The sequence below is a fragment of the Streptomyces mutabilis genome, assembly GCF_046628145.1.
Taxonomy (GTDB): Bacteria; Actinomycetota; Actinomycetes; order Streptomycetales; family Streptomycetaceae; genus Streptomyces; species Streptomyces mutabilis.
Genome location: NZ_CP176874.1, coordinates 4,669,237 through 4,686,664, shown reverse-complemented (window position 1 = coordinate 4,686,664; position 17,428 = coordinate 4,669,237). Strand labels below are relative to the sequence as shown.

Annotated in this window: 24 protein-coding genes; 3 read left to right on the top strand and 21 right to left on the bottom strand. The window is 67.6% G+C overall.

All coding sequences use genetic code 11. The annotated features are described in order from the left end of the window. The first annotated feature begins 49 nt into the window (after positions 1 to 49). Positions 50 to 946: a hypothetical protein gene (locus ACLIN4_RS21255; protein ID WP_100044844.1), complete on the top strand. Its 897-nt coding sequence runs from the start codon at positions 50 to 52 to the stop codon at positions 944 to 946. Between the two features lie 12 nt (positions 947 to 958). Here the strand turns inward: ACLIN4_RS21255 and ACLIN4_RS21250 are convergent, their stop codons facing one another. Further along, complete coding sequence (locus ACLIN4_RS21250; RefSeq protein ID WP_289906040.1) at positions 959 to 2,335, bottom strand: cellulose binding domain-containing protein; 1,377 nt, start codon at positions 2,333 to 2,335, stop codon at positions 959 to 961. Positions 2,336 to 2,840: 505 nt separating this feature from the next. Between ACLIN4_RS21250 and ACLIN4_RS21245 the strand changes: the two genes are divergently transcribed. Both ACLIN4_RS21245 and ACLIN4_RS21240 read left to right on the top strand, forming a co-directional pair. Beyond that, positions 2,841 to 3,923 carry a glycosyltransferase family 2 protein gene (locus ACLIN4_RS21245; protein ID WP_107477115.1) on the top strand — a complete coding sequence of 361 codons (1,083 nt, stop codon included), beginning with the start codon at positions 2,841 to 2,843 and terminating at the stop codon, positions 3,921 to 3,923. A 3-nt stretch (positions 3,924 to 3,926) separates the two neighbouring features. Then, entirely contained in the window at positions 3,927 to 4,133 is a 207-nt protein-coding gene (locus tag ACLIN4_RS21240) for a hypothetical protein (RefSeq protein WP_107477114.1), read from the top strand. Between the two features lie 75 nt (positions 4,134 to 4,208). Here the strand turns inward: ACLIN4_RS21240 and ACLIN4_RS21235 are convergent, their stop codons facing one another. The 20 genes from ACLIN4_RS21235 to rplX all read right to left on the bottom strand — a co-directional run bounded on the left by ACLIN4_RS21235 (position 4,209) and on the right by rplX (position 17,428). Beyond that, positions 4,209 to 5,717, bottom strand: a complete 1,509-nt coding sequence (locus tag ACLIN4_RS21235) for a polysaccharide deacetylase family protein (RefSeq protein ID WP_289906046.1) — start codon at positions 5,715 to 5,717, stop codon at positions 4,209 to 4,211. 220 nt (positions 5,718 to 5,937) lie between these two features. Further along, positions 5,938 to 6,795: a tRNA pseudouridine(38-40) synthase TruA gene (truA, locus tag ACLIN4_RS21230; RefSeq protein WP_107477112.1), complete on the bottom strand. Its 858-nt coding sequence runs from the start codon at positions 6,793 to 6,795 to the stop codon at positions 5,938 to 5,940. 140 nt (positions 6,796 to 6,935) lie between these two features. Then, on the bottom strand, positions 6,936 to 7,442 hold the full coding sequence (gene rplQ, locus ACLIN4_RS21225) for a 50S ribosomal protein L17 (protein ID WP_290014290.1): 507 nt from the start codon (positions 7,440 to 7,442) through the stop codon (positions 6,936 to 6,938). Between the two features lie 158 nt (positions 7,443 to 7,600). Then, positions 7,601 to 8,623, bottom strand: a complete 1,023-nt coding sequence (locus ACLIN4_RS21220; protein ID WP_003966937.1) for a DNA-directed RNA polymerase subunit alpha — start codon at positions 8,621 to 8,623, stop codon at positions 7,601 to 7,603. Positions 8,624 to 8,738: 115 nt separating this feature from the next. Continuing rightward, positions 8,739 to 9,143: a 30S ribosomal protein S11 gene (gene rpsK, locus ACLIN4_RS21215; protein WP_003948617.1), complete on the bottom strand. Its 405-nt coding sequence runs from the start codon at positions 9,141 to 9,143 to the stop codon at positions 8,739 to 8,741. 66 nt (positions 9,144 to 9,209) lie between these two features. Further along, positions 9,210 to 9,590 (bottom strand): 30S ribosomal protein S13, encoded by a 381-nt coding sequence (rpsM, locus tag ACLIN4_RS21210; RefSeq protein WP_004984507.1) that lies wholly within the window; start codon positions 9,588 to 9,590, stop codon positions 9,210 to 9,212. Between the two features lie 188 nt (positions 9,591 to 9,778). Continuing rightward, positions 9,779 to 9,892 (bottom strand): 50S ribosomal protein L36, encoded by a 114-nt coding sequence (rpmJ, locus tag ACLIN4_RS21205; protein ID WP_003974245.1) that lies wholly within the window; start codon positions 9,890 to 9,892, stop codon positions 9,779 to 9,781. A 69-nt stretch (positions 9,893 to 9,961) separates the two neighbouring features. Then, positions 9,962 to 10,183, bottom strand: coding sequence for a translation initiation factor IF-1 (gene infA, locus ACLIN4_RS21200; protein ID WP_003948620.1), 222 nt, complete (start codon positions 10,181 to 10,183; stop codon positions 9,962 to 9,964). A 150-nt stretch (positions 10,184 to 10,333) separates the two neighbouring features. Further along, a complete protein-coding gene (gene map, locus ACLIN4_RS21195; RefSeq protein WP_191884731.1) occupies positions 10,334 to 11,170 on the bottom strand; it encodes a type I methionyl aminopeptidase in 837 nt (278 codons plus the stop codon). 127 nt (positions 11,171 to 11,297) lie between these two features. Continuing rightward, the gene (locus tag ACLIN4_RS21190; protein WP_100044800.1) at positions 11,298 to 11,951 is read right to left on the bottom strand and encodes an adenylate kinase; all 654 of its coding nucleotides are present in this window, start codon (positions 11,949 to 11,951) and stop codon (positions 11,298 to 11,300) included. Next, positions 11,951 to 13,264, bottom strand: coding sequence for a preprotein translocase subunit SecY (gene secY, locus ACLIN4_RS21185; protein ID WP_043381009.1), 1,314 nt, complete (start codon positions 13,262 to 13,264; stop codon positions 11,951 to 11,953). The genes ACLIN4_RS21190 and secY overlap by 1 nt, the downstream gene beginning before the upstream one ends. A 241-nt stretch (positions 13,265 to 13,505) precedes the next feature. Next, the gene (gene rplO, locus ACLIN4_RS21180; protein ID WP_100044801.1) at positions 13,506 to 13,961 is read right to left on the bottom strand and encodes a 50S ribosomal protein L15; all 456 of its coding nucleotides are present in this window, start codon (positions 13,959 to 13,961) and stop codon (positions 13,506 to 13,508) included. Between the two features lie 2 nt (positions 13,962 to 13,963). Continuing rightward, positions 13,964 to 14,146, bottom strand: coding sequence for a 50S ribosomal protein L30 (rpmD, locus tag ACLIN4_RS21175; protein ID WP_003974250.1), 183 nt, complete (start codon positions 14,144 to 14,146; stop codon positions 13,964 to 13,966). A gap of 2 nt (positions 14,147 to 14,148) precedes the next feature. Continuing rightward, positions 14,149 to 14,754, bottom strand: a complete 606-nt coding sequence (rpsE, locus tag ACLIN4_RS21170; protein WP_004927232.1) for a 30S ribosomal protein S5 — start codon at positions 14,752 to 14,754, stop codon at positions 14,149 to 14,151. Positions 14,755 to 14,797: 43 nt separating this feature from the next. Further along, entirely contained in the window at positions 14,798 to 15,181 is a 384-nt protein-coding gene (gene rplR / locus ACLIN4_RS21165; protein ID WP_043381015.1) for a 50S ribosomal protein L18, read from the bottom strand. Positions 15,182 to 15,184: 3 nt separating this feature from the next. Next, positions 15,185 to 15,724, bottom strand: a complete 540-nt coding sequence (gene rplF, locus ACLIN4_RS21160) for a 50S ribosomal protein L6 (protein WP_100044802.1) — start codon at positions 15,722 to 15,724, stop codon at positions 15,185 to 15,187. Between the two features lie 24 nt (positions 15,725 to 15,748). Next, entirely contained in the window at positions 15,749 to 16,147 is a 399-nt protein-coding gene (gene rpsH / locus ACLIN4_RS21155) for a 30S ribosomal protein S8 (protein WP_007384075.1), read from the bottom strand. 209 nt (positions 16,148 to 16,356) lie between these two features. Continuing rightward, positions 16,357 to 16,542 (bottom strand): type Z 30S ribosomal protein S14, encoded by a 186-nt coding sequence (locus ACLIN4_RS21150; protein WP_003948630.1) that lies wholly within the window; start codon positions 16,540 to 16,542, stop codon positions 16,357 to 16,359. A gap of 5 nt (positions 16,543 to 16,547) precedes the next feature. Further along, on the bottom strand, positions 16,548 to 17,105 hold the full coding sequence (gene rplE, locus ACLIN4_RS21145) for a 50S ribosomal protein L5 (protein WP_019329632.1): 558 nt from the start codon (positions 17,103 to 17,105) through the stop codon (positions 16,548 to 16,550). Then, on the bottom strand, positions 17,105 to 17,428 hold the full coding sequence (gene rplX / locus ACLIN4_RS21140) for a 50S ribosomal protein L24 (protein WP_003992365.1): 324 nt from the start codon (positions 17,426 to 17,428) through the stop codon (positions 17,105 to 17,107). The genes rplE and rplX overlap by 1 nt, the downstream gene beginning before the upstream one ends.

Genomic DNA, 17,428 nt, shown 5'->3' with positions numbered 1-17,428 from the left:
CTCCGGGAGCCGCACCAGCACGCCGCACAGCCCGTCTAAGATGCCGCCCATGAGCTTTGGGCAGGGGGGACCTCAGTCGCAGTGGGATCCCTGGAAACCGCAATCGCAGCAGCCGTCCCAGCAGCCCTGGAACAGTGGCCAGGGCGACAACACCCCTGACTGGGCCGCCCTCGCCGAGGCCTCCGAGGCCCGCGCCAAGCGCCGCCGGCTGCTCTTCATCGGCGGCGGCGCCCTGGCCACCGTGGCCGTCGCCACCGCCGTCGCCGTGGCCGTGGTCTCGGCCAACGGCTCCGGGCAGGCGTCGGACGGCCCCTCCTCCCAGCTCCCCGCGACCGCGGACATACCCAGCGCGTCGGCCACCGCCCCCTCGTTCGCGCCGACCAGCGCGCCCCCGCCGCTGGACCCGAAGGACTTCGTCTCCAGCGTCAAGAAGGACAAGGCCCCGCTCAGCCCCGACCTGCTCTTCCCCGGCACCCAGCTCACCATGGGCGAGACGGTCTACAAGAAGGGCCCGACGGCGGACACCCGCACCTGCGGCTCCGCCGCCCAGAAGACGCTGCCGAAGGTCCTCACCGACAACGGCTGCACCCGCATGATGCGGGTCACCTACACCCAGGGGGACGTGGCGGTGACGGTCGGCGTGGCCGTCTTCGACACCGAGGCGCAGGCCGCGAAGGCCAAGCAGCAGGCCGACAAGAAGAGCATCATCCGCTCCCTGTCGGGCGGCGGCGTGAAGTCCTTCTGCACCGGCGCCGTCTGCCGCTCCACGACCAACTCCTACGGCCGCTACGCCTACTTCACCGTCGCGGGCTTCACCGACGGCAAGGACGTGACGGAGAAGACCACGGAGGTGTTCAAGGCGGGCGACGACCTGGCCGAGTTCGCCTTCCGCCAGATCCGGCGGCGCGGCGAGGCCCAGGCCTCGGCGGCGGCCGAGGCGGGCTGAGGCACCGACTCGTCAGTCGCTTCCCGCGAGCGTGTTCACGTGCCTCGTGCCCGCGGCGGCGAAGCCGGCCACGGCCTTCGCCGCGTCGTCCGGGGAGACGGCCTGGCCGGACCTGAAGTACACCCAGTCGACCTTCATCTCCCAGGACCGCTCCCCCTTGAAGGGGAGGTCGATGAACCAGTTGCTGAAGTTGACGCTCATCGCCTCGCGCGGGAGGTACGACTTCCCACTGGTGAACAGCACCTCGCCGTCCACCGAGTAGGTGACCTTGCCGTCGGCCGCGGTCATGGCCAGGGTGTGCCAGCCGCCGAGCTTCAGCTGATGGGGCCTGGTGACCCGGTCGCCCTCGTCGCTGCTGCGCCAGCTGGTGGTGTCGAGGATCGGGCCGTAGCGACCCCAGCCGCCGTTCGCCATGTACTCGAAGTCGAGTTCGCTGTACTTCTCCGACTTGTGGTCCGGCGAGATGGCGAAGACGGACTGGGAGACGTGATCGCCGTCCTCGCCGCTCACCGGCTCGTCGGTGAAGTACACGCGGGCGACGAACGTGCCCTCGCGGAACACCGGACGCGCGGTGTGGAACTCGGACTGCACCGTCCCCTTCTTCGTGCCGTCGGTACGGGCCTCCAGTCGCAGCGCCTGCCCGCCGTCGTCCTTCTCGCCGGCCGGGAACGTGACCCCCTTCGCCGACCACGAGTCATCGACGCCCGGTCCGCCCGCGCCGCTGCGCACCACCCAGCCGTTGGCGGCGAGCGACGGATCCTCGGGGCCCGCGTAGGCGAAGTCGTCGAAGAGGAGGCCGGCGGGCGGCCGAACCGCTTCGGCGAGGGACCCCGCGTTCGCGGACCGCCCGGATCCCGTGGTCTCGCCGCCCGGCCCTTCGCCCCACACCTGGACCCCGTCCAGGTAGGCCGTGACCCGCTCGGACTCCTGGTACGACGTCTTCTCCGCGTCGAACGAGTAGTCGTCCGACTGGTCCAGCTTCTCGTCGTCGACGCGGTACAGCTGGAGCCCGATCGCCTGGGTCGTCCCGCCGGGCTTCAGGGTGCGGGCCTCCCCCGTGAAGCCGATCTCCAGGTAGCGGTCGGCCTTCGGGCCGGCCTTCTGCGCGGCGGCCGTCCGCAGGGTGACCGTGGAGCAGTCGAGCGACGTCTGCACGCAGTTGGCCGCGAACCGGGCACCGTCGTCGGCGGTGTAGTGGTACCGGACGGTGACGTCGGCGAGGTCCACCGCCTTGCCGGACGTGTTGATGACTTCCAGCCAGGGCTTGGCGGCGTCCGTCACCGTCGGACCTTCGGTGCGGTAGCGGACGGTCAGGGCCGCGGAGTCGTCCCCGTCCGACGGCCACCACCGGTAGGCGGCCGCGCCGGCGGCGGCCAGGAGGACCACCACGGACGTGAAGATGACGAAGCTTCGCCCTTTACCAGACGATTTACCGCGATGGGACATGAAATACCCCAGATTCCATGGCTGGTTGACCTGCGAATCTTAGGCACATGCACACCGGACTCTCACAACCCGTCCCAACTCGTCACGCACGTGACCTTATTCACTCCGACATCGCACAACCCCTGACGTAATTGCCTGAATTGACTGGATTCATGATCCGGTAAAGGACATCTCCGGACGAAGGCATTGTCCAAATTGCGCCACATACCCCCACTCGTGGACGCGCGCTCAAACTTTCAACAGCCGGACATGCTTGCGGTATCTTCACAAGCGCGTTCGCACGGCCCGCAAAGAGTGGGTCTGTCGCCTAAAAGAAGAACAGGGTGGGGGGATCGCCTTGTCCATCATCGACACGGGCCAAAACCGGGCTGAGTCGCAGCCCGCGGCCCGGAGCCGTCACCGAAGAGGCCGCGGCGGGAGCGTCCGCGCCGCCCCCACCACGACCTCCATGGTCTACGAGACCGTCGTCCTGGTTCCCGCGAGGAACGAGGAGGTCGGAGTCTTCACCTCTCTCGAGTCGCTGGCCAAGCAGACCCGCCGGCCCGACCTGATCGTCGTGGTGGTCAACAACTCCACCGACCGCACCGAGGACTACGCGCTCCAGTTCGCCGAGGACGAGAGCACGCCGCCGACCGTCGTGCTGAACTTCCCGGACAACCCCCACAAGAAGGCCGGCGCCCTCAACTACGGCCTGAGCTGGCTCAGGCAGGCCGTCGGCGGCCGTCTCAACGGCCGTGTGGGCCACATCCTCGTCATGGACGCCGACACCGAACTGCACTCCCGGTTCATCGAGCGCGCCCGCAACGTCCTATCGACCGACCCCGAGATCGGCGGCGTCAGCGCGGCCTGCCTCGGCCGTACCGACCTGTGGCGCAACCCCTGGCAGCGGTTCCTGCTCGGCATGCAGATCATCGAGTACGGCCGGGCGGCGACCTCGCGCTTCCGCAAGGACGTCCACACCATGTCGGGCGCCGGCTCCTTCTACCGGGCCGAGGCCCTTCAGGGCCTGATCGACTGGCGCGGCGAGGTGTTCTGGGAGGACCACCGCAACCTCGTCGAGGACTACGAGACCACGCTGGCGCTCAAGGAGTCCGGCTGGAAGGTCACGGCCAACCAGCTCTGCATCGCGTACACCGACCTCATGCCCACCCTGCGCGAGCTGGTCCAGCAGCGCGAGCGGTGGAGCCGGGGCACCGTGGACGCACTGCGCCGCCGTGGCTGGACCAAGTTCACCTGGCACTCCATCATCACGATGATCCTGGGCCTGTTCGGCTTCTCGTACATCTTCATCTGGGGCGCCCGCCAGCTCCTCGCCGCGGCCCAGTACAGCCTGAACACGCACCCGCTGCTGTGGGCCCTGCTCGCCTTCTGGATCATCTATCCCGCGCTGCGGGTACGGACCCTGGGCTGGAAGGCGATGCTCGTCGAGGCCCTGCTCATCCCCGAGCTGGTCTACACCGTCGTACGGGCCTACTGGCTCGTGTCATCCATTCTCAAGTCCTACGTGACGCGTGTGTCCGCCTGGAAGTAGAAAATGAACACCCTCAGAGGCCTCGGGGCCTGCGCGGTCCTCGCGGGCATCGCCTACACCGTCACGAAGGTCACCCAGGTCGAGATCGTCGTCATCGGCTTCACGTGCCTGGCCGTCATCCTCACCATCCTGGGCTGGATACTCTCCGTCAAGCGGAGCCGGCATGACCGCCGGGCGGCCGGCGGCGGCAGGCGGGCGCGCCGCTCCTGACCGCACGCCGCACGCCGCACGCGTTCGAACGCCGGGGGCGCCGCACGGATTCTGTGCGGCGCCCCCGGCCTCGTGTCAGGCGTAGTACGCCATCGCCTCCTGCACCGTCAGTACCTCGATGCCCCGCTTGTCGATCTCGCGCATCAGGCGGTCGAGGCCCTCGGTGCTCAGTTCCGTGTTCTGCGTGGGAACACCCTCGACGATCCGGTGCAGACACAGGATCAGCCAGTCGCCGCCGCGCGCACAGCGGTCCAGCGCGCCACCCGCCTCGATCACGTCGGCGAGCGTCTCACCACCGATCTTCTTCCCGTCGTTGATCCCCGTCAGCGCCTTGAGCCGGTACGGCATCGCCGGGGCGAAGCTCTCGGTCGTCTCGGAGATGATGGACCGCGCGGTGGTGAAGTGCCGGGCGGCCAGCAGGTCGACGGGCACACCGTCGCGGGTCTTCCCGAACGCCCCGTGCGGGTAGGCGAAGTGCTCGCTGGTGAAGCCATGTCCGACCAGCCACTCGCGCAGCTTGCGGAAGTCCTCGTCGACCTCCTCCGCGGCGAGTTCCGGGTAGCTCGCGTCGTGCGCCTCGAGCGAGTAGGCGTGTCCCGCCATCTCCCAGCCGGAGGAGTCCTGCAGGGAACGCATCTGTCCGATGCCCATGAAGGGTTCGGTGCCGATCGCGCCGGCGATGTTGTAGAGCGTGCCGGGCATCCCGTACCGGTCCATGACCGGGCGGGCGAGACCGTGCACCGACTCGTGCGAGTCGTCGAAGGTGATCGAGACGACGCCCTTGGGGAAGACGTCCGTGGTGTCCGGCACCACCTCGACGGCCTGGAGGCGGTAGGTGACCGGCCCCTTCCCGTCGTCGTACACGGCGAACGACATGTCCGTGAAGCCCGACCGGACCGACGGCTCACCGCGCGACGACAGCTTCCTCGTGCCGTCCGCGCCGGTGACGTCCGCCCACTGCAGGTGGACGGTGACCCAGTCCCCCGACTGCACGTAGTTGGTGCCCTCGGCCGAGTGGTAGTGGAAGGTCCAGCTGAAGTGGTTCGCCAGTTCCCGGCTGCCCACGTAGAACTCCATCCGGTCCAGGTGAGCCACGTCCTCCACCTGGAAGAGGAGACGGATCATCTTCCCCTCGAGGTCGATCGGTTCCATGCCGGTACGGCGTACGAAGGACTGGACACCGTCACCGCGCGTGGTGACCCGGCACGAGCGGTCGCCCCGGGTGAAGACCTCGGTGTCCGCACCGGCGGACCCGACGCCCTCACCGCCGGGCGACCACTCGTGCCCGTCCTGGAACTGCTCGCTCCAGGTAGCCCTCCGGTACCGCGGGCGGCGCCCGGTCGGGGCGTACGTCGGTGGGGTCAGATTCTCCAGACGCCCGCCCACACCGAGATCGACGGCTCCGGTGCCGCTCTCGGCCGACGCGGGCAGGATCAGGTCCTTGCCCGCCACGCCCGCGGCCACGCCGCCGGCCGTGAGCAGACCGCCGAGCCCCATCAGGCCGAGGGCCGAACGCCGGCCCACCTTCGCCCTGGAATCCCGTTCGGCGGCCGCCGAGGCCGAGTGCTTTCTGGCTCTGGACAATGTGACTCCCCCTCGCAGCTGGCCCGGCCGCACGCGACAGCACCGGACGGCCGCTCCCCATGGGCGCGTCCGGTGTGCAGGACAGATGTCAGGACAGAAGTCGTGGCGGCCCGACGGCCTCGCCGTCCTTCGGCATCCCACCGGCCAGAACTCCGGGGGACGACGGGAACGAGGCATCGTCGAACGTCAGTCTAGCGGGGGCACATCCGCACCAGTGGGTTCAGCAGCAACCGCTCCCCGGCAGCGTCCTCCTGTTCCGCGCCTCCCTGTTCCGGGCCGCCAGCAGCTCGTCGGCCGGGTAGCCGACCTCCTCCAGCGTCAGCCCGTGCGGCCGTACGACGTGCACCGCCGAGTCCCGTACGCCGGCGGCCAGCACCTTGGCGGGCCAGTCGGGCGTGCGGTGGCCGTCCCCGACGAAGAGCAACGCGCCGATCAGCGAGCGCACCATGTTGTGGCAGAAGGCGTCGGCCCGCACGGTGGCGGTGATGATCCCGTCGTCCGCCCCGCGCACCAGGCTCAGCTCCTGGAGGGTCCGGATGGTGGTGGCGCCCTCACGCTTCTTGCAGTACGCGGCGAAGTCGTGCTCCCCCAGCAGTCCGCGGGCGGCCTCGTTCATGGCGTCCACGTCGAGCGGCCAGTCGTGCCACAGGACGTGGCCGCGCAGCAGCGGGTCGACGCCGCCGGGGTTGTCCGTGACCCGGTAGGCGTAGCGCCGCCAGATCGCGGAGAACCGGGCGTTGAAACCGCTGGGTGCCTCGCGCAGGGCCCAGACCCGCACGTCCCTGGGCAGCCGCCCGGCGAGCCGCTTGAGCAGCTTCACGTGGTGCTCGGCCCACACCTCCCGCGGCAGGTCGACGTGCGCCACCTGCCCCCGGGCGTGCACACCCGCGTCGGTCCGCCCCGCCACGGTCAGCTCGTACGTCTCCTTGGACCTGGTGACGGTCCGCAGCGCGTCCTCGATCTCCCCCTGCACGGTCCGCCGCCCGCCGGCCTGCTTGGCCCAGCCGGAGAACTCACTCCCGTCATACGAGAGATCCAGCCGCACCCGCACGAACCCGGCCTCTACTTCGTCACTCACCCGGAGATCCTCTCACCAAAGAAAAACGGGCCCGCCCCTCGAAAGGAACGGACCCGCAACGCCCTGAAGGGGCGCGGGGAACTGCGCGAACAACCACGACGAAAGCCGCGGCCTCGATCGCACAGCCACCCGGCAGACGCTTACGCGTCCTTCGACTCCTCGGCCGCGGCCTCGTTGTCGGCCTTGGCCGTGTCGACCTTGGTCTCCTCGGCAGCCGGAGCGGCCTCGGCGTCCTTGGCGGCACGCTTGGTGGCGGCCTCGGCCTCACCCGTGGCCTGCTGCGCCACGGTCAGCGCCTCGACCAGCTCGATGACGGCCATGGGCGCGTTGTCGCCACGGCGGTTACCGATCTTGGTGATCCGGGTGTAGCCACCGGGACGGTTCTCGTAGCGCGGGCCGATCTCGGTGAAGAGCGTGTGGACGATGCTCTTGTCCGTGATCACCTGGAGCACCTGACGGCGGTTGTGAAGGTCGCCCTTCTTCGCCTTGGTGACCAGACGCTCGGCGTACGGACGCAGCTTGCGCGCCTTCGCCTCGGTGGTCGTGATCCTGCCGTGCTCGAAGAGGCTCTTCGCGAGGTTCGCGAGGAGCAGCTTCTCGTGCGCGGCGCTGCCGCCCAGACGGGCACCCTTGGTGGGCTTCGGCATGATGTTTCTCCTAGGTGTCTGCCCCGGCCGTATCAGGTACCGGGGTCAGTATCCGAGCAGGCGGTCGCCTGTCGGAGATCCGGGGCGGCCCCGAAGGGGCGCCCCGGAAGGGCACGGGGCGGTGTCGCACCCGCGTACGGACCGGAAGGCCCGAGCTCTCAGTACTGCTCGGTCTCCACGAAGCCCGCGTCCGCGTCGTCGTCGGCGCCGAAGGCGTCGGCCGCGGCGGTCGGGTCGAACCCGGGAGGCGAGTCCTTCAGCGCAAGCCCCATACCCGCGAGCTTGGCCTTGACCTCGTCGATGGACTTCGCACCGAAGTTGCGGATGTCGAGCAGGTCCGCCTCGGAACGGGCCACGAGCTCACCCACGGAGTGGATGCCCTCGCGCTTGAGGCAGTTGTACGACCGAACGGTGAGCTCCAGCTCCTCGATCGGCAGCGCCAGGTCGGCGGCCAGGGCGGCGTCCGTGGGGGACGGGCCCATGTCGATGCCCTCGGCGTCGATGTTCAGCTCGCGGGCGAGACCGAACAGCTCGACCAGCGTCTTGCCGGCGGAGGCCATGGCGTCGCGCGGACGCATCGCCTGCTTGGTCTCGACGTCGACGATCAGCTTGTCGAAGTCGGTGCGCTGCTCGACACGCGTGGCCTCGACCTTGTACGTGACCTTGAGGACCGGCGAGTAGATCGAGTCGACCGGGATGCGCCCGATCTCCTGACCGACCTGCTTGTTCTGCACGGCGGAGACGTAGCCGCGACCGCGCTCGACGGTCAGCTCCATCTCCAGCTTGCCCTTGCCGTTGAGCGTGGCGAGGACGAGGTCGGGGTTGTGCACCTCGACACCGGCCGGGGGCGCGATGTCGGCGGCGGTGACCAGACCCGGGCCCTGCTTGCGCAGGTACATCACGACGGGCTCGTCGTGCTCCGAGGAGACGACCAGCTGCTTGATGTTGAGGATCAGGTCGGTGACGTCCTCCTTGACGCCCGGCACGGTGGTGAACTCGTGCAGGACACCGTCGATGCGGATGCTGGTGACAGCAGCGCCGGGGATCGACGAGAGGAGGGTGCGGCGGAGGGAGTTGCCGAGGGTGTAGCCGAAGCCCGGCTCCAGCGGCTCGATGACGAACCGGGAGCGGAACTCGTCGACGACCTCTTCGGTCAACGAGGGACGCTGAGCGATCAGCATGTGGTGATCCTTCAGTCAGGGGCGCCCGCTATTTGACGCCCGACTAGTACTGCAAGGGTACGGGCGATACGACCCGGAAGAGCCGTACCGCCCGGAAAACCCTGGTGAAGCGAGATCAGACGCGACGACGCTTCGGCGGACGGCAGCCGTTGTGCGGGGTGGGCGTGACGTCCTGGATGGAGCCGACCTCGAGGCCGGTCGCCTGCAGGGAGCGGATGGCGGTCTCACGACCGGAACCCGGGCCCTTGACGAAGACGTCGACCTTGCGCATGCCGTGCTCCTGGGCGCGGCGGGCAGCCGACTCGGCGGCCATCTGCGCGGCGAACGGCGTGGACTTCCGGGAGCCCTTGAAGCCGACGTGGCCGGCGGAGGCCCAGGAGATCACGTTGCCGGTCGGGTCCGTGATGGACACGATCGTGTTGTTGAACGTGCTCTTGATGTGCGCGTGGCCGTGAGCGACGTTCTTCTTTTCCTTGCGGCGCACCTTCTTGGCAGCGCCCTGACGACCCTTGGGGGGCATCTATAACTCCTACGGGAGGTGGTCGGTCCTACAGCGAAGACCGCTGGACGGCGAGTCCGCTGCGGACTACTTCTTGCCCGGCTTCTTCTTGCCGGCGATGGCGCGACGCGGGCCCTTGCGGGTACGGGCGTTCGTGCTGGTGCGCTGACCGCGGACGGGCAGACCGCGACGGTGACGGAGACCCTGGTAGGTACCGATCTCGACCTTGCGGCGGATGTCGGCCTGGATCTCGCGACGGAGGTCACCCTCGGTCTTGATGTTGTTGTCGACGTACTCGCGGATCGCGACGAGCTGCTCCTCGGAGAGGTCGCGAACACGGGTGTTCGGGTCCACGCCGGTGGCAGCGAGCGTCTGCTGCGAGAGGGTCCGGCCGATGCCGAACACGTAGGTGAGGGCGATCTCCACGCGCTTTTCGCGCGGGATGTCAACACCGGAAACGCGTGCCATTCAATGGCTCCAGTTGATTGTCGGAGGTCTTCCACAGAACCGGATCCCGGCCGCCGTATGAGGTACGGATCGGGTCCCCGGCCTCCGAACCGGGGGTGTCGGGCACCTGGGCGCCCGGGTCCTGCGTATGAACATATTCAGCTCGCGTCGCGCGAAGTCCTGCGAATCGCGGAGGGAACGGTCCGGCGTCAGCCCTGGCGCTGCTTGTGGCGCGGGTTGTCGCAGATGACCATGACCCGGCCGTGACGGCGGATCACCCTGCACTTGTCGCAGATCTTCTTGACGCTCGGCTTGACCTTCATGGGATGTGAGGTTCTCCGGGTCAGTTGCCGGCGGTCCCACGCACAGGGTGCGCGGGGCGTGGGCAAGATCTACTTGTACCGGTAGACGATCCGGCCACGGGTCAGGTCGTACGGAGACAGCTCCACCACGACCCGGTCGTCAGGGAGGATGCGGATGTAGTGCATGCGCATCTTGCCGCTGATGTGTGCCAGGACCTGGTGGCCGTTCTGGAGCTCCACCTTGAACATGGCGTTCGGAAGAGACTCGACGACAGTGCCTTCGATCTCGATGGCACCTTGCTTCTTGGCCACGCTTCGCCCTTCGAATCGACTACCTTGATCGACTCCCGTGCGATGTAGCGGTCGCATGCGGACATGCGGGTGCACCAGAGCCGACGAGTCAGTCTACGTCAGCGAACCCGGAAAGGCGAAACGGAGAAGTCTGCCCCGGGTGCCTGATCGTTATGCGAGGGGGTCGGGAGCGGCGGTGATGCCCAGCTCCGCCAGCTTCGCCCTGCCGCCGTCGACCGCCGTCAGGACCAGCGGGCCCTGCTCCGTCAGGGCCACCGAGTGCTCCCAGTGGGAGGACCAGGTGCCGTCCGTCGTGATGACCGTCCAGTCGTCCTCGAGGACCTCCGTGCGCGGGGTGCCGAGGGAGACCATGGGCTCGATGGCCAGGCAGAAGCCGGGGACCAGCTTGGGGCCCTTGCCGCGCTTGCGGTCGACGTAGTTCAGCAGGTGCGGGTCCATGTGCATCTCGGTGCCGATGCCGTGGCCGCCGTAGTCCTCGATGATCCCGTACTTGCCGCCGCCGGGCTTCGGCTGGCGGCGGATGTACGTCTCGATGGCCCGGGAGACGTCCACGAGCCGGTTGCCCTGCTTCATGGCCGCGATGCCCGCCCACATCGACTCCTCGGTCACCCGGGAGAGCTCGACCAGCTCCGGGGAGTGACCGGAGCCCACGAAGGCCGTGTAGGCGGCGTCGCCGTGCCAGCCGTCGATGATCGCGCCGCAGTCGATGGAGATGACGTCGCCGTCCTTGAGGACCACGTCGTCGGAGGGGATGCCGTGGACGACGACCTCGTTCACGGAGGTGCAGATGGTCGCCGGGAAACCGCCGTAGCCGAGGAAGTTCGGCTTGGCGTTGTGCTCGGCGAGCACCTTGCGGGCGACCTGGTCCAGGTCCTTGGTCGTGGCGCCGGGGACGGCGGCCTCGCGGGTGGCCGCGTGGATGGCGGCGACGACCAGCCCCGCCTCACGCATCTTGGCGATCTGCTCGGGGCTCTTGATCTGCACCATGGGGACTGCGGCCTTTCTGGACCGGAGGGGACGGAAACGCTTCCAACGATACGGGCGGTGACCTCCGCACCCACAACTCAGCCGCGGCCCCCGAGCCAGGGACCGCGGCTGCAGCCGGGAGGAAGAACTACTGGTCGCGCTTGAGCGCCTCCAGCGCGCGGCCCGTGACCTCGTTCACCGGTCCCGTCGCCGCGATGGTGACCACCAGGCCCTGGGCCTTGTAGTAGTCGATGATCGGCTCGGTCTGCGTGTGGTAGACCTCGAGCCGCTTGCGGACCGTCTCCTCGGAGTCGTCGTCCCGCTGGTACAGCTCGCCGCCGCAGACGTCGCAGACGCCTTCCTGCTTCGGCGGCGTGTACGTCACGTGGAAGACGTGCGACGAGTCGTTGCGGCAGACGCGCCGGCCGGCGATCCGCTTGACGACCTCGTCCTCGGGAGCCTCGAGGTCCAGCACCGCGTCGAGCTTCATGTCCTCGGTCTCGAGCAGCTCGTCCAGCGCCTCGGCCTGCGACACGTTGCGCGGGAAGCCGTCCAGCAGGAAGCCGCCCTCGGCGTCGGGCTGCTCCATGCGGTCCTTCGCCATGGCGATGGTGACCTCGTCCGGTACGAGGTTGCCGGCGTCCATGTAGGACTTCGCGAGCTTGCCCAGCTCGGTCTGCTGGCTGATGTTCGCGCGGAACAGGTCGCCCGTGGAGATGTGCGGGATGTGCAGCGTCTCGGCAAGGCGGGTGGCCTGCGTACCCTTCCCAGCACCCGGCGGCCCGACGAGGACGATTCGCATCAGCGGAGGAACCCTTCGTAATTGCGCTGCTGGAGCTGGCTCTCGATCTGCTTCACCGTCTCGAGACCGACACCCACGATGATCAGGATGCTGGTCCCGCCGAACGGGAAGTTCTGGTTTGCCCCGAAACCGGCCAACGCCATTGTCGGTACGAGAGAGATCAGGCCCAGATACAGCGAACCCGGCCAGGTGATCCGGTTGAGTACGTAGCTCAGATACTCAGCGGTCGGTCGGCCAGCCCGGATGCCCGGGATGAACCCACCATACTTCTTCATGTTGTCCGCGACTTCCTCGGGGTTGAACGAGATCGCCACGTAGAAGAAGGCGAAGAACACGATCAGGAGGAAGTACAGGACGATGTGCGGCGCGGCCTCGGGGTCGGCCAGGTTCTTCTGGATCCACACGGCCCAGCCCGCCTGCGAGCCGGAGAACTGGACGATCAGCGCCGGGATGTAGAGCAGCGACGAGGCGAAGATGACGGGGATGATGCCCGCCTGGTTCACCTTGAGCGGGATGTACGTCGAGGTACCGCCGTAGGAGCGGCGGCCGATCATGCGCTTCGCGTACTGCACCGGGATGCGGCGCTGGGCCTGCTCCACGAAGACCACCAGGCCCACCATGACGAAGCCCACCAGCATGACGATGCCGAACTCGATCCAGCCGCCCGCCAGGTCGCCCTCCTGCTTGATGGCCCACAGGGCGGAGGGGAAGGTCGCGGCGATCGAGATGAACATCAGGATCGACATGCCGTTGCCGATGCCGCGGTCGGTGATCAGCTCGCCGAGCCACATGACGACGGCCGTACCGGCGGTCATGGTGATGACCATGACGATGGTGGTGAAGATGGCCTGGTCGGGCACGATCTGACCGGCGACGGTGCAGCCGGAGAACAGGGCGCCGCTGCGGGCGGTGGCGACGAGGCCGGTGCCCTGGAGGATGGCGAGGGCGATGGTCAGGTAGCGGGTGTACTGCGTGATCTTCGCCGTGCCGGCCTGGCCCTCCTTCTTCAGGGCCTCCAGGCGCGGGATCACCACGGTCAGCAGCTGCAGAATGATGCTCGCCGTGATGTACGGCATGATGCCGAGCGCGAAGACCGTGATCTGCAGCAGGGCGCCACCGCTGAACATGTTGACCAGGCCGAAGAGGCCCTGGTTGCCGGACGCCTGGTCCACGCACTCCTGGACGTTCTTGTAGTCGACGCCTGGGATGGGGATGTGGGTACCGAGCCGGTAGACCACGATGATGCCGAGCGTGAAGAGCAGCTTCTTGCGCAGGTCGGGCGTCTTGAACGCCCGGGCGAACGCGGTGAGCACGGTGCCTCCTGCGACCCCCGCGCTACTGCGTCAAGGGTGACGGTCTTGAGGTTCGACTGACGACAAAGTAAGTAACGGTCAACTGCCGCCCAGGGTGCCCCATGTGACGCACCCGTGAAAGAGGGCAGCGCAGGCCACCTTACCGGCGGGAGCACTTCCCTTGGAACGACCAACCGGGGATACCCCTTTTGTGGGGCATCCCCGGTTGGGATCGCTCATGTCATCGACACGCCTGAGTGGTTCAGACGAGCTCGGTGACGGTACCGCCGGCGGCGGTGATCTTCTCCTTGGCGGAACCGGAGACGGCGTCGACCGTCACCTGCAGCGCCACGGAGACCTCGCCCTGGCCGAGGACCTTGACGAGGCTGTTCTTGCGAACGGCACCCTTGGCCACCAGGCCCTCGACGGTGACCTCGCCACCCTCGGGGTACAGCGCGGCCAGCTTGTCGAGGTTCACGACCTGGTACTCGGTCTTGAACGGGTTCTTGAAGCCCTTCAGCTTCGGAAGACGCATGTGGAGGGGCATCTGGCCACCCTCGAAGCGCTCCGGAACCTGGTAACGGGCCTTCGTACCCTTCGTACCACGACCGGCCGTCTTACCCTTCGACGCCTCACCACGACCGACACGGGTCTTGGCGGTCTTGGCGCCCGGGGCGGGACGGAGGTTGTGGATCTTGAGCGGGTTCTGCTCACCCATGATCAGTCGACCTCCTCGACCGTCACGAGGTGGCGGACGGTGTGCACCATGCCGCGGAACTCGGGGCGGTCCTCCTTGACGACCTGCGTGTTGATCCCCTTGAGACCAAGGGAGCGCAGGGTGTCACGGTGGTTCTGCTTGCTGCCGATGTAGGACTTGACCTGCGTAATCTTGAGCTGCGCCATGATTACGCACCCGCCCCGGCACGCGCACGGAGAAGAGCCGCGGGGGCGACGTCCTCGAGCGGCAGACCACGGCGGGCCGCGATCTCCTCGGGACGCTGCAGGCCCTTGAGGGCCTCCACGGTCGCGTGCACGATGTTGATCTGGTTGTCGGAGCCGAGCGACTTCGACAGCACGTCGTGGATACCGGCGCACTCGAGCACGGCGCGCACCGGACCACCGGCGATAACACCGGTACCGGGGGACGCGGGCTTGAGCAGCACGACGCCGGCAGCCTTCTCACCCTGGATGGGGTGCGGGATGGTGCCCTGGATGCGGGGGACCTTGAAGAAGTGCTTCTTGGCCTCCTCAACGCCCTTGGCGATGGCGGCCGGCACCTCCTTGGCCTTGCCGTATCCGACACCCACGGTGCCGTCACCGTCGCCCACCACGACCAGCGCGGTGAAGCTGAAGCGACGACCACCCTTCACAACCTTGGCGACACGGTTGATCGCGACGACGCGCTCAACGTAAGCGGTCTTCTCGGCGGCAGCTGCGCCGCCGTCACGGCCCTTCCGGTCCCGCCGCTCGCCGCCACCGGCACCGCCACCGCGGCGCTGGGGTCCAGCCATTGGAATTACCTCTCTCTGTTTCCGCTAGCGATACGGAACCGGCTCAGAACTTCAGTCCGGCTTCGCGGGCGGCGTCCGCCAGGGCGGCGATGCGCCCGGCGTACTGGTTACCACCACGGTCGAACACGACGGCCTCGACACCGGCGGCCTTGGCGCGCTCGGCGACCAGGGCACCGACCTGCTTGGCCTGCGCGGACTTGTCCGCCTCGCCACCGCGGATCGAGGAGTCCAGGGTGGACGCCGACGCGAGGGTGTGACCCTTCAGGTCGTCGATCACCTGGGCCACGATGTGGCGGTTCGAGCGAGTAACGACCAGACGCGGACGCTCCGCCGTACCCGAGAGATTCTTGCGAATCCGGATGTGACGGCGCTTGATCGCGGCGCGCTTGTAGGCGTCGCCCTTGAGGATCTTCTGCCCGTATGCCATGGCTTACTTACCCGCCTTTCCGACCTTGCGGCGGATGACTTCGCCCTCGTACTTGACGCCCTTGGCCTTGTACGGGTCGGGCTTGCGCAGCTTGCGGATGTTGGCCGCAACCTCGCCGACCTTCTGCTTGTCGATGCCCTCGACCGAGAAGCGGGTCGGGGACTCCACCTTGAAGGTGATGCCCTCGGGGGCCTCGACGGTGATCGGGTGGCTGTAACCGAGGGAGAACTCCAGGTTCGAACCCTTGGCGACAACGCGGTAACCGACACCGCTGATCTCGAGCTTCTTCACGTAACCCTGGGTCACGCCGGTGATCATGTTCGCCACCAGCGTGCGGGACAGGCCGTGCAGGGCCTTGCTCTGACGCTCGTCGTTGGGGCGGGTGACGTTCAGAACGCCGTCCTCACCCTTGGCGATGTCGATCGGCGCCACGACGGTGTGGGTCAGCGAACCCTTGGGGCCCTTGACCGCGACCGTACGGCCGTCGATGGTGACGTCCACGCCGGCGGGAACCGCGATGGGGAGCTTGCCGATGCGCGACATAGCTGTTTCCTCCGTTCCCTTCCGCTACCAGACGTAGGCGAGGACTTCCCCACCCACGCCCTTCTTGCCGGCCTGCTTGTCGGTGAGGAGCCCGTGCGACGTGGAGATGATCGCCACGCCGAGGCCACCCAGCACCTTGGGCAGGTTGGTGGACTTCGCGTACACCCGGAGACCGGGCTTGGAGATCCGCTTGATGCCCGCGATGGAGCGCTCACGGTTCGGGCCGAACTTCAGCTCGAGGACGAGGTTCTTGCCGACCTCGGCGTCCTCGACCTTCCAGCCCGTGATGAAGCCCTCCTGCTGGAGGATCTCCGCGATGTGAGACTTGATCTTGGACGCCGGCATCGTCACGGAGTCGTGGTACGCCGAGTTCGCGTTCCGCAGACGCGTAAGCATGTCTGCGATCGGATCAGTCATGGTCATGAATTGGCCTTCGGCCTCTCTCGCCGGGGTTTCCTGGTGCGCCATCCCTCTCCCCGATCCGAGACGGGACGGGTGCGGCGCGGTGGACCTACGGCGTAGTAAGTCGTACGGGCGGCAGACGCCCAACCCCACAAGCCTAAGGCATGTGAGGACGGGCCCCTGCCGACCCAGATGCTTACCGAGAGTCTGAATAACCCGGGATTACCGGATTACCAGGAGCTCTTGGTCACGCCCGGCAGCTCGCCACGGTGAGCCATCTCACGAAGGCACACGCGGCACAGGCCGAACTTGCGGTAGACGGAGTGCGGGCGGCCGCAGCGCTGGCAGCGGGTGTAGCCACGCACACCGAACTTGGGCTTGCGAGCAGCCTTAGCGATCAGAGCCTTCTTCGCCATCTCGCTCACGCCTCCTTGAACGGGAAGCCGAGGTGACGAAGGAGCGCGCGGCCCTCAGCGTCGTTGGTCGCCGTGGTGACCACGGTGATGTCCATACCCCGGACGCGGTCGATCTTGTCCTGGTCGATCTCGTGGAACATGACCTGCTCCGTGAGACCGAAGGTGTAGTTGCCACGGCCGTCGAACTGCTTGGGGGACAGGCCGCGGAAGTCGCGGATGCGCGGCAGCGCGAGCGACAGGGTGCGGTCCAGGAACTCCCACATGCGGTCGCCACGGAGCGTGACGTGGGCACCGATCGGCTGACCCTCACGCAGCTTGAACTGCGCGATGGACTTGCGGGCCTTGGTGACGGCCGGCTTCTGACCGGTGATCGTGGTGAGGTCACGGATGGCGCCCTCGATCAGCTTGGAGTCGCGGGCGGCGTCGCCCACACCCATGTTGACCACGATCTTGACGAGGCCCGGAACCTGCATGACGTTCTCGTACGAGAACTCCTCACGCAGCTTGCCGGCGATCTCCTCGCGGTACTTCGTCTTCAGACGCGGAGTGGTGGTGGTAGCCATCAGATGTCCTCACCCGTCCGCTTGGCAACGCGGATCTTGTTGCCCTCGTCGTCGAAGCGGTAACCGACGCGCGTGACGACCTTGTTGCCGTCCTTCTCCACGACCAGCTGGACGTTGGAGACGTGGATCGGGGCCTCGGTGGTCACGATGCCGCCGGCCTGCGAACCGCGAGCGGTCGGCCCGGCCTTGGTGTGCTTCTTGACCCGGTTGACACCCTCGACCAGGACGCGGTCCTCACGGGGGAAGGCCGCGATGACCTTGCCCTGCTTGCCCTTGTCCTTACCGGTGATGACCTGGACCAGGTCGCCCTTCTTGATCTTCAT